Annotated in this window: 15 protein-coding genes and 1 tRNA gene; 9 read left to right on the top strand and 7 right to left on the bottom strand. The window is 59.3% G+C overall.

Annotated features, from left to right (window positions below; all coding sequences use genetic code 11):
- Positions 1-12 precede the first annotated feature (12 nt).
- The 9 genes from Q1A63_RS21980 (at position 13) to Q1A63_RS21945 (ending at position 6,412) form a co-directional block, all read left to right on the top strand.
- Complete coding sequence (locus tag Q1A63_RS21980) at positions 13-399, top strand: response regulator (protein ID WP_298975179.1); 387 nt, start codon at positions 13-15, stop codon at positions 397-399.
- Between the two features lie 3 nt (positions 400-402).
- On the top strand, positions 403-774 hold the full coding sequence (locus tag Q1A63_RS21975) for a hypothetical protein (RefSeq protein WP_298975181.1): 372 nt from the start codon (positions 403-405) through the stop codon (positions 772-774).
- A 548-nt stretch (positions 775-1,322) separates the two neighbouring features.
- On the top strand, positions 1,323-1,817 hold the full coding sequence (locus Q1A63_RS25695; protein ID WP_366524395.1) for an OmpA family protein: 495 nt from the start codon (positions 1,323-1,325) through the stop codon (positions 1,815-1,817).
- A 176-nt stretch (positions 1,818-1,993) separates the two neighbouring features.
- Complete coding sequence (locus Q1A63_RS21970; RefSeq protein WP_298975182.1) at positions 1,994-2,503, top strand: hypothetical protein; 510 nt, start codon at positions 1,994-1,996, stop codon at positions 2,501-2,503.
- A gap of 105 nt (positions 2,504-2,608) precedes the next feature.
- Entirely contained in the window at positions 2,609-4,297 is a 1,689-nt protein-coding gene (locus Q1A63_RS21965) for an ABC transporter substrate-binding protein (RefSeq protein ID WP_298975183.1), read from the top strand.
- A 12-nt stretch (positions 4,298-4,309) separates the two neighbouring features.
- The gene (locus tag Q1A63_RS21960) at positions 4,310-5,077 is read left to right on the top strand and encodes a vWA domain-containing protein (protein ID WP_298975184.1); all 768 of its coding nucleotides are present in this window, start codon (positions 4,310-4,312) and stop codon (positions 5,075-5,077) included.
- A gap of 2 nt (positions 5,078-5,079) precedes the next feature.
- A complete protein-coding gene (locus Q1A63_RS21955) occupies positions 5,080-5,694 on the top strand; it encodes a hypothetical protein (RefSeq protein WP_298975185.1) in 615 nt (204 codons plus the stop codon).
- A gap of 185 nt (positions 5,695-5,879) precedes the next feature.
- Positions 5,880-5,969, top strand: a tRNA-Ser gene (locus Q1A63_RS21950).
- Positions 5,970-6,190: 221 nt separating this feature from the next.
- Positions 6,191-6,412, top strand: coding sequence for an Arm DNA-binding domain-containing protein (locus tag Q1A63_RS21945; RefSeq protein ID WP_298975186.1), 222 nt, complete (start codon positions 6,191-6,193; stop codon positions 6,410-6,412).
- 267 nt (positions 6,413-6,679) lie between these two features.
- On the opposite strand, the gene Q1A63_RS21940 is transcribed toward Q1A63_RS21945, so the two are convergent.
- The 7 genes from Q1A63_RS21940 to Q1A63_RS21910 all read right to left on the bottom strand — a co-directional run bounded on the left by Q1A63_RS21940 (position 6,680) and on the right by Q1A63_RS21910 (position 16,162).
- Positions 6,680-7,066 (bottom strand): chemotaxis protein CheD, encoded by a 387-nt coding sequence (locus Q1A63_RS21940; protein ID WP_299632481.1) that lies wholly within the window; start codon positions 7,064-7,066, stop codon positions 6,680-6,682.
- A gap of 131 nt (positions 7,067-7,197) precedes the next feature.
- Positions 7,198-8,334: a chemotaxis-specific protein-glutamate methyltransferase CheB gene (gene cheB / locus Q1A63_RS21935; RefSeq protein WP_298975188.1), complete on the bottom strand. Its 1,137-nt coding sequence runs from the start codon at positions 8,332-8,334 to the stop codon at positions 7,198-7,200.
- Positions 8,335-8,472: 138 nt separating this feature from the next.
- A complete protein-coding gene (locus Q1A63_RS21930; RefSeq protein WP_298975190.1) occupies positions 8,473-9,621 on the bottom strand; it encodes an acyl-CoA dehydrogenase family protein in 1,149 nt (382 codons plus the stop codon).
- A gap of 95 nt (positions 9,622-9,716) precedes the next feature.
- The gene (locus Q1A63_RS21925; RefSeq protein WP_298975192.1) at positions 9,717-11,957 is read right to left on the bottom strand and encodes a molybdopterin cofactor-binding domain-containing protein; all 2,241 of its coding nucleotides are present in this window, start codon (positions 11,955-11,957) and stop codon (positions 9,717-9,719) included.
- A 101-nt stretch (positions 11,958-12,058) separates the two neighbouring features.
- A complete protein-coding gene (locus Q1A63_RS21920) occupies positions 12,059-13,108 on the bottom strand; it encodes a lipocalin-like domain-containing protein (protein ID WP_298975194.1) in 1,050 nt (349 codons plus the stop codon).
- A complete protein-coding gene (locus Q1A63_RS21915) occupies positions 13,098-15,482 on the bottom strand; it encodes an FtsX-like permease family protein (protein WP_299632480.1) in 2,385 nt (794 codons plus the stop codon). The genes Q1A63_RS21920 and Q1A63_RS21915 overlap by 11 nt, the downstream gene beginning before the upstream one ends.
- A complete protein-coding gene (locus Q1A63_RS21910) occupies positions 15,479-16,162 on the bottom strand; it encodes an ABC transporter ATP-binding protein (protein WP_298975198.1) in 684 nt (227 codons plus the stop codon). The genes Q1A63_RS21915 and Q1A63_RS21910 overlap by 4 nt, the downstream gene beginning before the upstream one ends.
- Between the last annotated feature and the right edge of the window lie 203 nt (positions 16,163-16,365).

Genomic DNA, 16,365 nt, shown 5'->3' with positions numbered 1-16,365 from the left:
AAGGAACATCAAATGTCTCTGCGTGACCAACTACGCATTATGGTTGTGGATGACATGTCCACCAGCCGTGGCCTGATAACTCAAGCACTCGATGCGTTTGGCATTAGAAACGTGTCGACTGCTGAAAATGGTTTGGATGCGCTCAAGGCGTTGGCATCAAGTCCGGTGCACTTGGTCATATCTGACTATAACATGCCTCAAATGGACGGGCTCCAGCTGTTGCATCAACTTCGAGCGTCTCCAAAAACCAAGGGAGTTGGTTTTATCCTAATCACCGGACGCGCTGAACAACAGATAGTCGATCATGGTAAGAAACTCGGGATGAACAACTATCTGAAAAAGCCCTTTGAACCAGACGGGCTTCGCAATTGCATCGAAGCGGTCGTCGGGCGATTGTAGCCCATGTCGAAGATCAATGAAGTGGATCACGCTAAAATCATTCTAAAGCGTATTGCCGTATATCTGGATGGGCTTGCCGGTGATGTGGCCGACTTGGAAGATACCGTCGGCGACGTCGTCAAAGTGAAGGAAGTCCAAGATGAGCGTGCGATCAAAAATCTTCAGTCTCTAGATTTTTTGCGTCAATCATTGGAAGACTTGGCGCTCATGGCAGCCGCTTTTGGGGAATCCAATGAAAACGAATCTAGCGAAGCGGTTATCAAATCAACGACGAGCAAGTTAAAACTGAAATCCAGTCGCCTCTTGCTGGGCGACACCTCCGACGCGCCCGCAAAGAGCGGTAAAAACGGTCTCGGCGAGCTCGATCTCTTTTAAGCTTGTTCCTAAAAGAACATCACTTTGTGGGCGTAGCCGCCTCCGTAGATCGGAAGTCGATAACTCATCACTTCTATCTCCCTTTCTTTTAACCAAATTTCTCTTTCTTTTAATCAAAAAACGCCGTCGTATTGTCAGACTGACCAAGAAAGATTGTCATCAAGATCCGATCCAGATCTGGCCCGAACCCCTTTGGGGAGTGGCTGAAACGAACGGTCCAGTGATGGCTTGTGCGGAGGAGTTTTGCAGGCGGCTTTGCTTCACACCATCAAACAAGCCATTGGTCGTCATCGATGCCCGGCTCAGCGAATAAAATTCCATTCGGTTTAGTCAGGCCTAAAACCCGCGTCCACCAGCCACAGAAATCCCGTCAAAACTCACCGATAGCAACGGCGCTAAGCAGCTCTGCATCTCACAGTAACAGGTGCACGGCTCCAGCAGGTCGATGAAACGCGTTGCGAACCTGCCAAGGCACCCCTAAGTATCCTGTGAGTGAAGCAAAGTTATGACATGGCCCCTTTTTAGATTTGTTCGAGACTGGAATTAAGATGCCAAAAACCGGTGAGAATTCTGATCAAGAAAGATCGCGCCGCACTCACAGACCCCCATTGCATAGACGTGCATTCGTGGGCGCAGTTTTATCGGCGTGTTGCGTTGGCACCTTGTCGACCCTTGGACTGATCGGCGCACGCGACGCGCCAGAAACTGCTTCGTTCACTTTTTCCCGCGGAACCACCTTCGACGTGGGTCAAGAGCAAGAGCTCAGGGAGTATTTGGCACGTCTCGCCGCAGACGCGCGCATCGCTATTTTATTGTCTGGCCACACCGGAACACGCGGAGATCAGCAAGCAAACATTGCGCTGTCCAGGTCGCGCGCGCGGGCGGTCGCATTGATTGCGCAGGATCTAGGGATTTCACAGGATCGCATCAGGATCGCCGCGACCGGAAATGCACAGCCGCTCCCGCGTCCAGCGGGCCTGTCAGACAGAGAATATCAGTCAATGCTGGCGCGCGTTACAGTTTCTACACAGGTCGTTCGATGAAAGTCGACCTAGGCCCAAACGACCAACAGCCGATTTTACCACTCGCAATTTGCTGTTTCGCAGCCATTGGTATTACGGCTGCCTTTCTGGAGTTCCTCCCGATCCCGGTCTTTTTCATAAATTCGACCGCTGTGATCGGTGCAGTTTGCGCCTTTGTCTTTGCAATTGGTTTTACCATGATGTTGCCCGACAGGCTACTTTACTCGGACGCTCAACTGATCAAGTTTCACTTCGGTTCGCGCCACGGCATCAGTGATGATCGGGCCAATGCAGCTCTTTCGATGATTCAACGCGCCCACTCCAAAGCATCCATGCTGCGACGGGCTGGCAAATCCGTGCAGGCTGATCTGCGAGCTGATCTGGCAAAAGCTGCTGACCAGTTGGACGGGATTGCCGGTCAATTGATGGATGATCCGCAAGCGATCCGTCACGTGCAGCCACTCGTCATCAGAAGCGACCTGCTTGTTGAGGCCGCGACGGCTCATGCTGAACTGCGCAAAGCGGCCTCCGAAACGGTGGTTAACGAAAGTAGGCAGAAAATCCGTGCCGGGCTTGCCGCTTTTCAGGAAGGGATCGACACTCTTGAGGCCTCCGCCGCCGCACAATTGATGCACAGGATTGAAGCATCGACCAGCACAGCAGAACTTTTGTTGGGAGATGGTAAGGGCAGCGCGGATAAAATATGACTATGATGGAATCTCAAACGTCACAAAAATCGCAGCACCTTCCACATCACCGCCGCATTCGAACTCTATATGCGATACCAAATATGACAGGAGCTACCCACGGCCATGATCCGTTCAATCGTTCGCACGTTTACTGCACTTTACTTGGTCATGCTGGCCAGCGCCTTCACACCAGTTCCGGGGCATGCAGCGCCGGGTGATTTGCTGACAGAGACGGTTACGGCCCCAGTGCGAGACTGCGCGCCGGGATGGAACACGAACATGCCACTGATCGCCTGGGGTGCGGATGGCATCGTTGCGCACGCGAATGGCAATAGCCTCAGCCCGAACGATGGGGCACTCAGCGCGGCAAACCTGCCACTTGAACTGACAGTTCGCGATGATTTCGCGGGCCAGGTGAATGACTATGTGTCCTGCGCATCACCGTTTCTGCGCGGCACCTTGGGCATGCTGGTGTCCGCCGCCCCAGTGACGGAAGCCGATGCGCGCACCGAACAGGTGATTTTCTTCAAACACTCCTTTTCCGCCGGCGATGGCATCGTGGCGTCGGAGGATATTTCGCGTGCCGCTGATCTGGCGGGCAAACGTGTGGCCATACAGGCCAATGGTCCGCATGTCGATTTTGTTGGTCGCGTGCTGCAGGACGCTGGCCTGTCTTTTGACGACATCGAAATCGTCTGGACCCAGGCGCTGACCGGTGATGGCGACACACCTGCGAATGCTCTGGCAAACGGCCAGGCCGATGCGGCGGCCGTGATTTTGCCTGATGCGCGGTTTCTGACCTCGGGTGGCGCTGTTGGAACAGGTGCTGAAGGATCCGTACGCGGTGCTAAAATTCTGATCTCAACGCAGGAGGCCGCCTCCGTCATTGGTGACTACATCGCCGTGCGCGCGGATTATTTTGATGCGCACCGAGATGACATCGCAAGGCTGGTGAACATCCTCTTCAATGCAGAGGAAGACATGCGCAGCTTCATGGCGCGCGACGGTGACAGTGATCGAACCGCGATGGCCCAATTGATGGCTGATGCGTTTCTTGGCGGCCTGCCTCAGGAAGAAGGTGTGTTTTTGTGGCAAGATGCAATTACCGATGGCTGGTCGGGTAATGCAAAGCATTTTGCCGACCCAAAGGAACCCCGCCGGTTTTCGGTTCTTTTGGATGAGGTCAATCTGGCTCTGAAGGGCGCGGGCCGCGTGCAACGCGCCTACAACCTGGAAATTGCAGAATGGGATTTCGCGTCTTTGACGGAAGGTCTTGATGATCTAACCGAACGTCAGATCGCTGCCTTTGACCCCGAGGCGGCAGCTGCCGCCGTGACGCGGTTGCGCAGAACTGGTCAGCTGGAGGCGAATACGAAGATCGATTTCAGCGTATTCTTCGAGCCGGATTCGACCTCGTTTCCGGTCAACCTCTATGCGGATGACTTTGCGGAAATTCTCCGGCTCGCTTCAACCTATTCCGGTGCGATCATCACGGTAGAAGGGCATTCAGACCCCCTGCACTATCTGCGGCGCGAAAAGGACGGAGCTGCGGCCTCAGAACTGCGCGCCATCAGATCGTCGACCCAGAACCTGTCGCTCGACCGGGCGATAAAGGTTGTCGATGCGCTTGAATCCTATGCCGAAAGTGAAGGCGTGCGCATCAATCGCAATCAATTCACCGTCGATGGTGTCGGCATTTCCGCGCCAGCCTTTAACCCGCCCACAACGCAGGAAGAATGGCGACAGAATATGCGGGTGATTTTTCGGGTTCTGACAACGCAGGCCGAAGCCACCACATTTGCACCGCTTTAGGGAGGTGCTGCCATGAAAAAGAAACATGTCGTCGAATTCGCGATTGTGGTGGCTGTCCTGGGCGTGTTCTTTGGCGGCGAGTTCCTCGATGGTCTAGGCAATGCGCCTGAAACGGTCGAGCCGCCACAATCGCTGGCTGAATTCGGGGATCCGGATTGGAATGCAATCGCGGTCTGGCCTGCAGTAGCCGAAGAGGTTGAGGTCATTGCGCAGCCGGACCCCAATGTTACTGTAGCGGTTTTGGTGCTCGACGATTCCGGTTCGATGGAAGAGGAAATCAGCCAGGCCAAGGCGGCCCTTGTCGAAGCCGTCGGGTTTTTGTCTGAAACGGATCAGGTTGCCGTCATTGGATTGAACGGAGGCGTCATTCTCCCCACGACGCCGGTCGATGAGGCACGATTGGCCTTGCAAAATGCGCTGCGCCCTGTCGTTGCGCGCGGCGGCACACCGCTCACCGAAGCCATTGCATCGGCGCGGACAATCTTGGAAAATTCAGCGGCCGCACGGCGATCATTCGGCAACTACCGGATTATTGTGACGACGGATGGCCGCGCCGATGACGCCCTCGCACTTAGGCAAGCCGTGGTAAAAACCGTGACAGAGACGCCGATCCAAATCTCCACGATCGCCACAAAGTCCTTGCCCGATCACGCCCTGAATGCCGCCGGCTTCACCAGCTTCACGACCATCAGCGGGGTCGACGGGCTTGCCGATGCTTTGCGCAGCGCTGTCGCAGAAGGCACCACATTTGACCCGATCACCGCTTTTGAGGAGCAATAACAATGGGCCGCCGCACGGATTTGAACTGGGATGAATGGACGCCAGGCCTCGATACGGATGACATGACACTTCGCGAGGTATTGGCTACGATGCCTGCGGCAGCAGCGGACGATGTCCCTGAAATCATTCAGAAATACGAAAACCCGTCCAGCCCGGACGCCCTGCCCGGTGCGATCACGCTTGCGCGGCATGATTGCATCCACGTCCTGATTGGCCGCGGCCTGCACGTTCAGGACGAAGCATTCGTGATTGGCGCCACGATGGGCGCGGCCTCTGACATCACCGAAGCGCATATCGATACCTTCATTCGCGTATCTACAACTGAATATCCTGAACATTGGCGCTTTCAACAGGAGCACATTCCGAGTTTTCGGCTTGGTGTCGGTTATGCCGTGGACAATCTCAGCGCTCGAGATTTACACCTAATTGCCCTCGAAGAAGAGCCCTGGCAAAGCATGACCGTTCGGCAAGCCCGGCGAGAGTTGGGTATCGTTAAGGAAGAATTGCGCGCCTACTTTCGAAAAGCGCAGCTACTGGTCCCGGGCACCAAAGCGAGCCAACGCCTGGATACGTCCATGCACCGCGAAGACGTGGCTTTGCGCCGCGATGACACATGAGGTTTGGACTGAAATCCACTTGTCGAAAACAACAATGTTTCCTTCCGTTGAGCGCGGCGATCATTCCCTGATCATTGAAACATCGAGCGACCCAGGCGCATCGAATTTGCGCCATCGCAAAAGACATGTTCGAGATCCCGATTTAGCCTTGTAACTCCGAGGGCTGCGCGGCTATACCCGTCGGCGGAGACGTGGCCGAGTGGTCGAAGGCGCTCCCCTGCTAAGGGAGTAGGCCCGGAAGGGTCTCGAGGGTTCGAATCCCTTCGTCTCCGCCACCCACCATTTTCATTTAATTCTGCTCGATGCCGTTCAAGGTCTTACAGAGCTGTTTTTGTTGATTTACCTGTATTTATTTCTGCTTTCCATTTCTCTTCGATTACATCTACTTTTGTTCGTTACGTGGTATTTTATGGCTGCTCTTAGTGGAAAGCTGACGAGGAATCTGGTACGAACGCTTGGTCCTGGTCGCCACGGCGACGGGAGCGGTTTGTAACTCGTGGTCGCTCCGTCCGGCGCTCGGCGCTGGATTGTACGTGTCACAGTGAAGGGCCAACGTAACCGCGAAGGCAAGCCGTTGCGCACCGACTTCGGCCTAGGCGGTGCAGATGTAGTCACCCTCAACGAAGCGCGAGACCTGGCTTTGGAGTATCGGCGGCTCGCAAAGCAGAGCATCAATCCACGCTACAATGGACGCCAAGAAATCCCCTGCTTCGAATAGATCGCACGACAAGTCCATATCGGGCGCCTGCCAACATGGAAGAACTCCAAGCACGGCCAGCAATGGATCAATACGCTGGCCGAGTACGCCTTCCCAAAGATCGGCCGTCTGCCGGTGTCAGAGATCGGGCAACACTAAGCTAATTCCAACACAACTTCAGGAGAGCAAGGCAGGATTGGACCTATCCGAAGGCAACTGAACGAACCACCCTGATTGGGCACGCGACTTAGTCCGTCATCATGCATCCGAAAATTGTTCCAAGTATCGCTAAAACAACTCCAGATCATTGCCGGTATCGGCCGGAGCCTGAATTTGAGAGGCTGTTTCAGCTGGGGCATCCCCGCGGATTTTTTGCATCACACGTCCCGTGGCAGGCCAAAACATCAATTGGCGCGCGGTTTCTCCACCCAAGGAGTGCCCCTCGCACTCAATACCTTCCTGTTCCAGGAAATTTAGAATGAACGCGCTGTTTTGTTCGCCAATCTTGCTCAGACCGGAGACCATCTGAGCGCCACCAAAGGCTTTGGCGCGCAACCGGCTTCTCTGCCCCCCCTGTTTTTGTATTTCATTGATCAAAAGCTCCATCGCATTTAGGCCTGCGAGGTTGCAGGTGTCGGCATCACTCCCGCTTGTTGTCAGCAACATGTGGTTCATGCCACCCACCCCCGCCGCAGGATCCCACAGGCAACATGACACGCAGGATCCCAGCAGTGTGGTGATCACCATTTTCGGGTCACTGCCAACAGCCTGTTCTCCCTGAGTGATATGGTGTCGCACATCGGTCATCAGAGCTGAACCCGGCTGGCCATTCTTGCCGAACGCGTTTTCTTTGCCGCTGCTTCTCGGATCGCGGTGCCAATCTGATCCAGGGGCAGTTCGCTTTGAACCGCGCCGATCAATTTAGCCGCGCGCGGCATACCGTATACGACGCAGGACGCTTCATTCTGACCAAAGGTGGACGCTCCGGCCTGGGAAAGTTTTAGAAGCCCTTCTGCGCCATCTCTTCCCAGGCCCGTGAGCAAACCGGCAGTTACGCGCTTTGCGTCATTTACTGCGGACGAAAAGAGTTTGTCGACAGCCGGGCAATGCAATGCCGGTGGATCATTTGCGATAAAATGACAATACCAATATCCGGACCTGCGGTACAACTCAGTGTGTTGCTGATTGCCCGGCGCCAGGACAATTTCGCCTTTTTCCAGTGCCTTATGTTCCGATGCTAACCTCACAGTCTGCTGCATTTGCCGGTTGAGACGTTCGGAAAAACTGCGCAGGAAGTTTCCGGGCATATGCTGCACCACAACCACAGGCGGGCCTTCCGGGTCCAGCATCGGCAGAACTGTTTCCAGTGCTGCAACGCCGCCTGTCGAAGCCCCGAGCAAAATAATTGAACCCTCTGCGCAGGGGCCAGCCGTGGCTACACGCGGCACGGCCTGGGCTGCATGATTTGGTTGTGCCGCATTTGATTGAATGCGCATCTGCAACTGTGAGGGCCGAGTGCAGGCCGCGTGATAGACCCGCTCACAGATGTCCTGCGTCAGCTCTTCTCCAAAGCTTTTTGAGGGTTTGACCATGCAATCAATTGCCCCGCGCGACAGCGCCTGAATGGCGGCATCGCTGCCTGCAGCGGTCAGGCTGGACATCATCACCACGGGCATCGGGCGTGCGCGCATGAGCCGCGCCAGGAACTCCAACCCGCTCATACCCGGCATTTCAATATCGAGGGTCAGAACATCGACGGGCTGGGCTTTGAGGAAATCGCGGGCTGCGATGGCGTCACAGGCCTCCCCCGCTATTTCGAGCCGAGGATCGGCCGATAACACAGCGCGGAGCCAGGCGCGCATCACGCGCGAATCGTCTACGATCAGGACCTGTTTTGTCGGTGGAGTGCCTGCAGGCGTGCCATGCAAATAGGGTGATGTCACAATTGCATCCCGTGCGGTTTGGTACCGAACCGATGTCCGTTTAACGGTTCTGCGCTCTCATGCACGGGTATCGCAAAGAGTTATGAAGCGATGCTTAATGCCACACCGATTTCATAAACCGCACCAGCACATGGACGATCAGGCAGCGTGATCTGCAATCAACTGGCGGGACACGATCATGCGCATGATTTCGTTGGTGCCCTCCAGGATCTGGTGCACGCGCAGGTCACGGACGATCTTTTCGATGCCGTAATCCGCCAGATACCCGTATCCGCCGTGGATCTGCAGCGCGTCATTGGCCACGTCAAAGCAGACGTCGGTGACAAAAACCTTCGCCATGGCGCAATATTTGGTCGCATCCACCGCGCTGCTGTCGAGCTTCCACGCAGCCTGGCGCAAAAACACCCGTGCGGCCTGCAGCTTCACTTCCATATCGGCCAGTTTGAACTGAAGCGATTGGAACTGATCGATGGATTTGCCAAAGGCCTTGCGGTCCGCGGCATAGCCAAGTGCGGCATCCAGCGCGGATTGTGCGCCCCCCAGTGCCGACGCCGCGATGTTCAGACGCCCCCCATCAAGCCCCGCCATGGCGTAGCTGAAACCACGCCCTTCCTCACCAATGAGATTGTCGGCAGGCACCTTGCAGGCGTCGAATTGCACCTGTGCGGTGGGTTGCGCGCGCCAGCCCATCTTGCTCTCAAGACCACCATAGGAGAGCCCCTCGCTGCCCGCCTCGATCACCATCGCCGAGATCCCTTTTGGGCCGTTGTCGCCCGTGCGCACCATGCTCAGGTAGGCATCCGAATACCCTCCGCCGGAGATGAAGGCCTTGGTTCCGTCTAGCACATAGCCCTCGTTGGTGCGGATGGCGCGGGTGCGCAGGGCGGCGGCATCAGAACCGGATCCGGGCTCCGTCAGGCAGTAGGAAAAGATCTTCTCCATCGTGCAAAGCTGCGGCAACCAATGCGCCTTGCTGTCGTCCGAGCCGAATTTATCGATCATCCCGCCACACATGTTGTGGATCGACAAGAAGGAGGCGACCGCAGGGCAGGCCATCGACAGCGCCTCGAAGACCAGCGTGGCGTCCAACCGGCTGAGCCCCGAGCCGCCGTAGTCTTCGGACACGTAAATCCCGGCGAGACCCAGCTCTGCAACCTTGGGCCAAAGTGCCTTGGGGATCGTCCCCTGCGCTTCCCAGTCGCGCGCAAAGGGCGCGATGTGCTCTTGTCCAAAGGCATATGCCATGTCGAAGATGGCGGATTGTTCTTCGGTGAGTGCAAAATCCAAGAGCTTACCCTTCCTGTCTGCCCCGCCCGTCCTGCGGAGATCCTGGCACGTCAAATACCATCAATCCGCACCCCTGCAACAGCGCAGACCGGCCTTCAGATAAAATCGATATGACGGTTGAAGGGCATTTCCCGTATCCGCTGACCGGTGGCGGCAAAGATCGCGTTGGCCAGGGCGGGGGCCGCCGGGGGCACCGGGGGTTCGCCAATGCCGCGGATTTTCTCCGCATTCTCCAGCCCGCGCACATGGATTTCAGGTGTCTGATAGAGCCGCATGCCCTCGGCGTCATAATAGTTCGACTGCTCAACCCGCCCATCGGAGAAGGTGATCTCGGAATTGATCGCATGCCCAAACCCCCAGATCACACCGCCCTGCACCTGGTTTTCGAAATTCACCGGGTCCACGATGCGGCCAACGTCCGCGGCGACATAAACATGGTCGATCCTGAGGCCCTCCGCTGTCTGGGTGACCTCGACGACCTCTGCAACGGGCACGCCGAAGGAATTGACCAGCGCAACACCACGCCCCCTGCCCGCAGGCAATGCGCTGCCCCAGTCGGACATATCCGCGACAGCCTCCAGAACAGCCTTGGCCACCGGATCGTCGACCAGCCGCAACCGTTCGGCCATCGGATCGGCGCCAGCGACATGGATCACCTCATCCAACGCAGATTCGCCGAAAAACCCCGCCGTGGAGGCGCCAACTGACCGCCACGAACTTGTCGGTGCCAGTTCCGGAGCGGCATAGGCCGCGACGCGAAAGTGCGGGATGGCATAGGGGGCGTTCCAGGCCCCGGCGGCAATCTGCGTATCCGGCCCGGGCACCGGCAGTCCGACACGGCCCATCTGGCTGCGCACTGCGGAAGGTGTGGCAATCTCCAGATCGAGGGCTGTCACCTGCCCGTCTTGCACCGCACCTTTGGCCCGTGCCATGCCGATCTGGCGCGGGTAATCCTGCGCGAAATCCTCTTCGCGGCTGAACATGAGTTTGACCGGCGTGCCCTTGAGCTGCATCGCAACTTCTGTGGCCCTGTCGATGTTGTCGAATTCCAGCCTGTGGCCGAAACTGCCGCCCGCGAACTGGTTGTGAAACACCACCTGATCGGCTGCCAGCCCCGTCTGTTTCGCGACGCTTTGTTGCACGAAACGCGGCATCTGGTGCGACGCCCAGACATCGGCCTGTGTCTCTGTCACCCGCACCACCGCGCTCAATGGCTCCAACGGTTGGTGCGCCACATAGGGTGCCCGGTATTCGACGGTGACATCCGGTGTATCGGTCACTGCCGAGGATGCATCGCCGTCATCGCGCCAGACCCGGTCCAATGCTTCAGGCGCGAAAGCCTGGGCGACAGCGGCCCAGTGATCGTCCTGCTCCGCGGGATAAGGCGCTGGCCCCCAGTCATAGTCAATCGCCTCCAGCGCCTGCAGCGCGTACCAGGTGTTTTCAGCAATCACCGCGACACCATTGGCCAGCGGTATGATCTGTTGCACGCCACGCATGGCCTCGGCAGCGCTGGCATCAAAGCCGTTCAGCGCCCCGCCCTTGCGTGGATTGCAGCGCACCGCACCCAGCACCATGCCGTCGATCTTGAGATCAATCCCATAGGTTTGCTGGCCCGTCGATTTCGCGACGATATCCAGCCGCTGCATCGGCTTGCCAATCAGCTGCCATGCGCTTGCATCGCGCAGCGCCACATCGGTCACCGGCTCCAGCGTCGCAGCCGTTGCCGCAAGGGCCGTATAGGCAATCTCCGTATCATCGGGCAGGATCACCGCGGCCTGCGATGTCCGGAGCTTGTCGACCGCCACGCCCGTTTCGACCGCCGCGGCGGCTTTCAGCGTTTCGCGGGCGACCGCACCTGCCATGCGCAGCTTGTCAAAACCATCGGGCACAGAGGTGGAGCCGCCGGTCACCTGCGTGCCCATGAGTTTGATCATCGCGCCCATTGCGCCGCGCATCGTTTCCGCCACCCTGCCGGTGTCCGTCGACATGAAGGGCACCGCTTCATCCGCCATCGCCGTGTTGTAATAGGCAGGATCCGGGCGTGCCTGTTCGATCTCGAACTGACCGAAGGCTATGTCCATCTCCTCGGCGATCAAAGCGGCCTGCATCGAGGCCGCCCCCTGCCCGACATCCACATGCTGGGCAATCAGGGTGATGCCCCGGGGTGTTACGCGCACAAATGGGTTGAAGCTGACCGCATCGGGTGCCAGACCCCTAGCCAGCGGGTTCGCGTGAGGGGTCATCACGCGGTAGGTGCCAAAGGCCACGCCGCCTGCGATGGCTGCGGCCCCGATCATCAGGCCCCGACGCGTCATGGTTCCAAGACGGCTCATCTGAAACTCCTCGTGGTTGGGGGGCAGAATACGCGCTACAGCGACCCGCGAAAAGATCGCTGGCCCATCAAGGCGGCATAACCCACGTCAGTCGCCCCTGCTCAATAGCCGGTCATTTCCAGATACCCGCGCCCCGCGTGGGTGCCGTTGATCCGCACCGGACCTTCCCAATAGGGGATGGAGGTCGCCATCCAGGCCTGCGGGTTCAGCGCCTCAACCGTGACATCGACGCCTTTCTCCGGCAAGACAGCCTGCCAGCGGGTGGGCACCCGACGCCCTGCCACAGCGCTGGTGGTGAGCGGTTTTGCCGAAAACGCGCCGTCCGGAAACGGGGTCGTTGTGCCATCCGCGTCAATCCATGTGGCCGCCGTATAATCGCCCCCGTCGCTGTCCCGCAGGGTGAAGCCCATCAGGCGGTCGCCTCCCTCGAAGGCCATCGAGAACCAATCCCAACTGACCTGCGATGCGCCCAGCGGTTGCGAGGCCCACTCACGGTCCAACCACGCCTGTCCGGTCACCTCGACCGGCCCATCGGGCAGCATCAAGGTGCCGGAAATCTCGAAGAAGGGCTGCGAATAGTAATAACTCGCCCGTCCCGAGGCGGATTTCTGGGAATACCCGCCGTCCCCGTGAAAGATCAAAGGCCCCTGTGCTTCGAGCTGCATGTCATAGGCGAAATCCGTGCCCGATGCGCGCAGGGTCATGACCTCCATCTCCGCACCCGCCATTTGCCAGTCATCAATCCAGGCCTCGAAGGGGTCCGTAATCACCCCGGCCTGCCCGATGCCCCCGCGCGCGCGTCGCTCCGCCACGTAATGCGCCGTGGGAGTGGTGACAGCCGCATGCCCCAGCCAAAGCTGGGGGCTGTCCCAGCCGGGGCGCTCTTCGGGTTCCAACGCGCTGCGGAACAGGGTCCATTGCAGGCCATAGTCGATGCCAGCGGCATCCTTCAGGTTGGCGGTCAGATACCACCATTCAATGCGATAAGAGGGGTGGGCCCCGTGATCGGCAGGAAACTCAAAGGGGGTGCCGCGTTCGGGCAGATCGAACCCTTCCGCGTCACTGCCCAGGCCCGCAAAGCTTTGTGCGGCGACGATCGCAGCGCTCAGAAGCCACGCAATGGTAATTATGATCAAAGACTTACCGTTCATTGCTAAACACGCGCAGCAATCGGTCCGGTGGGGTGCGCGCCAGTCGGATCGCGGGCCAGAGCGCCGCCAGCACAGCAGCCAGCAGCGTCAGCATCCCCAGCTTGAGATATTCCCAGGGAAACAGGAACATCGGCAACCGCCACCCGAAGGCCTCGACATTCACCACTGTCAGCAGCACCCAGGCGAGCGCCAGACCCAGCGGGATGGCGAGCAGCCCCGTGGCCGCGGCCAGGCATACCGCCCGCAGCAACTCCAGCATAGCCAGGTGACGCCGTGTCAGCCCCAGCGCCCAGACCGGGGCGAGCTGCGGCAACCGCAGGCTTGCCAGCGTCAGCAGGCTGATCAGGATGGCAAGCCCCGCCACAGAAAGCGTCAGCAGGTTCAGCGCTGCAGTCACCGAAAAGGTGCGCTCAAAGACGGACAGCGAGAAGGCCTTGAGATCCGCCTGATTGATCAGCGCATCTTCGGCAAGATCGAACCGTTGCCGCAGATCTGTTGCCAGTGCGCTTGGGTCCTGCGTTCGCAACCCAAATCGCTGTGCCCGCTTTTGCGGGTAGCGTTGTGCAAACTGCGGCTCTGAGATCACGACCTGCCCGGCTGAATTGCCATAATCGCTGTAGACGCCCAGGATCAGATCGCCGGTCTCCAGATAATCACCCGGGGCGAGATCATTGCGTCTGGCCAGTTGCTCATTGATAAACGCCCCCTCGCTTGCGGCCAGCCGGTCCCAGGCCGCTGGCAGGGCCGCGAGCACGGGCCAGTTTTCCCGGTAGGTCGCGTGGTTGCGTACGCCGTAGATCTCTGCAGGCAACCCGCCAATCCGCAGATCTTCGGAAAGGATCGGCAGCACCGTCACGCCCTTCTCCTCAAGATAGGAGGTAATGGCGGCGGCCTGCGCCGGGGTTCTGGTATTCAGATAAAGCTCGGACGCAAGGCGCTGGTCCAGATAGCCGGTGAAGGTCAGCCTGAAGCTCGATACCATCGTGGAGACGCCGATATTCGCGGCCATCGCCAGCAACAGCGCCATCAGCGCCATGGAGAGGCCCGGCAATTGCTGGCGGCTGTCCGCCCAGAACCATGCGGCCAATGCGCCCTGATGCAGGTGGCCTGCCAGGTTCAGCGCCCCGCCCAGCAGCAAGGGCAACAAAAACGCCGCCCCGATCAGCAAACAGGCGAGCAGCGCAAACCCGGCAAACAACCCCTGCCCCCACACCGCGAGCGCCAGCCCGGCCACCAGCAGGACACAGGCCAGCAGCGCCAGCCACCGCGCGCTGGCCGCGGCATGCATGCTCATGGCGCGAGGGTGGTTGAAGGACAGCAACGGCAGGCGCGCGAGCTTGATCAGGGCCGCGGTTGCCGCAACGCCGGTGCCCGCCAGGGCCATGCCGAGGCCAGACAGCCACCACGCCGGGCGCAATTGCAATTGACCAGTGATTTCCGCCCCGTAGAGGCCGCGCAATGTGGCCGCAACATCCGGTAAAAGGGCCGCAGCAATGAGATACCCCAGCGCCACGCCCACGGCCCCGGCCAGCAGCGCGAAGACGCCAAGTTCCAGCGCGAGGAGCGCCATCAGCGTACGCAGCGGCACTCCCAGAGCGCGCAGCGTGCGGAAGACAGCGCGCCGTTGTTCGAACGCCAGCCCGACCGCACCGTAGACGATGAAAATCCCGACAGCGAAGGAGAGCAGACCAAAGGCGGTCAGGTTGAGGTGAAAGCTCTCCGTCAACCGCGCGACATCATTCTGGGGCGCGGGCTGGGACATCTCATAGCGGTCCGGCAAAGGTTCTAGACCCAGCGGCTGTGCAGCATCCACAATCAGTCGGGTGATCTGATCCGGGGTGTTTAGCAAACGTTGCGCGGTGGCGATATCCGTGAGCGCAGTGCCCTGAGCGCGGGTGTCATCCGCCCTGACCTCCACGGACATCCCTTCAAAGAGCGCCGCGTCCTCGGGATGTGCAACCACCGTTTCAGCGCTGTCAAAGAGATCGGTCTGGGCAAAGGCACTTGTTGTAGCGGCCTCGTCGCGGGGGGCAGTTTGCGGCAGTGTCAGAGGTTCCAGCCCGATCAGGCGCAGCGACTGCCCTTTGAGGCGCAACTGCCCTTCCAGCACCGGGCTCACCTGCCAACCCGCCCGGCGCAGCGCCACATATTCCGCTGTGCTCAGCACGGCCCCGTCGGCGCGGCGCATCTGGCGCAACCCGCTGCCCGTCACCAGATCCGCCGCCGTGTCATAGCTGGCGCGCGCCTCGGCGTTGATCGCCTGCACCCCGGACCATAGGGCGGTGGCCAGAGCGAGCCCCGCGATCAGCGTGATCAATTGCCAGGGATTGGCGCGCCAATGCGACAGCAAGGCGGTGAGGCCCAGCCAGGTCATGCGGAGGCCGCGGACATCTCGGTGCCGCGCACAGAACCGCGCGACAGGGTCAGGCGCCGCTGCATGCGCGCCGCCTGTCGGGGCGAATGGGTGACCATCAGGATGGCCGTTTCGGTTTCAGCAGCACTTTCCAACATCAACCCCAGCACCGCGTCCGCCGTCGCTTCATCCAGATTGCCCGTGGGCTCATCCGCCAACAACAGTTTCGGACGGGCCGCAAGGGAGCGCGCAATCGCAACGCGTTGCTGTTGTCCCCCGGACAAGGCCTCGGGATACTTCGCCAGATGGTCCTGCAATCCGATCTTCTCCGACAAATGCGCGGCCAGCCGTGGGTCATGGCGACCGGCCAGCCGCGCGTGAAAGGCGATGTTGCTCTCGACCGTCAGGCTCGGGATCAGGTTGAACTGCTGAAAGATCAGCCCCACGGCATCGCGGCGCATCTGCGCGGTCTGAGCGTCGGAAAAGCGCGTGATATCAACGCCGTCCACCTCGATCTTGCCACCGCTTACGGCATCGAGCCCGGCCACCAGATGCAAAAGCGTGCTTTTGCCGCTGCCGGATTCGCCTTCCAGCGCCAGTGTCTCGCCGCGCGACATGGCAAAGGAGACATCCTGCAGCACCACAACGGCGTCCGCGCCGGTGCCGTAGTGCTTTGCCAGATTGGAAATCTTCAATACCATGGATTGCCCTGTGCCGATGTCCCTAAAGACATGGCGCATTTTTACGGATGCGCAAGACAAACCGACACCGCTGGCTGCGGCCTTTTCGCCGGTTGCCTGGCTTGACACCTGCAACCGAGCTTGGTCGGGATTGGTTTTGCCCCTCATCCCGCGCCTTTCTTGTGGTGAAACCACGGAAAACAGACCGGCAGGCCTGCGATTGT

Origin of the sequence: uncultured Roseobacter sp. (genome assembly GCF_947499265.1) — a bacterium.
GTDB lineage: Bacteria > Pseudomonadota > Alphaproteobacteria > Rhodobacterales > Rhodobacteraceae > Roseobacter.
Note: the sequence above shows the minus strand (reverse complement) of the source record. Positions and strands in the feature narration are given on the sequence as shown.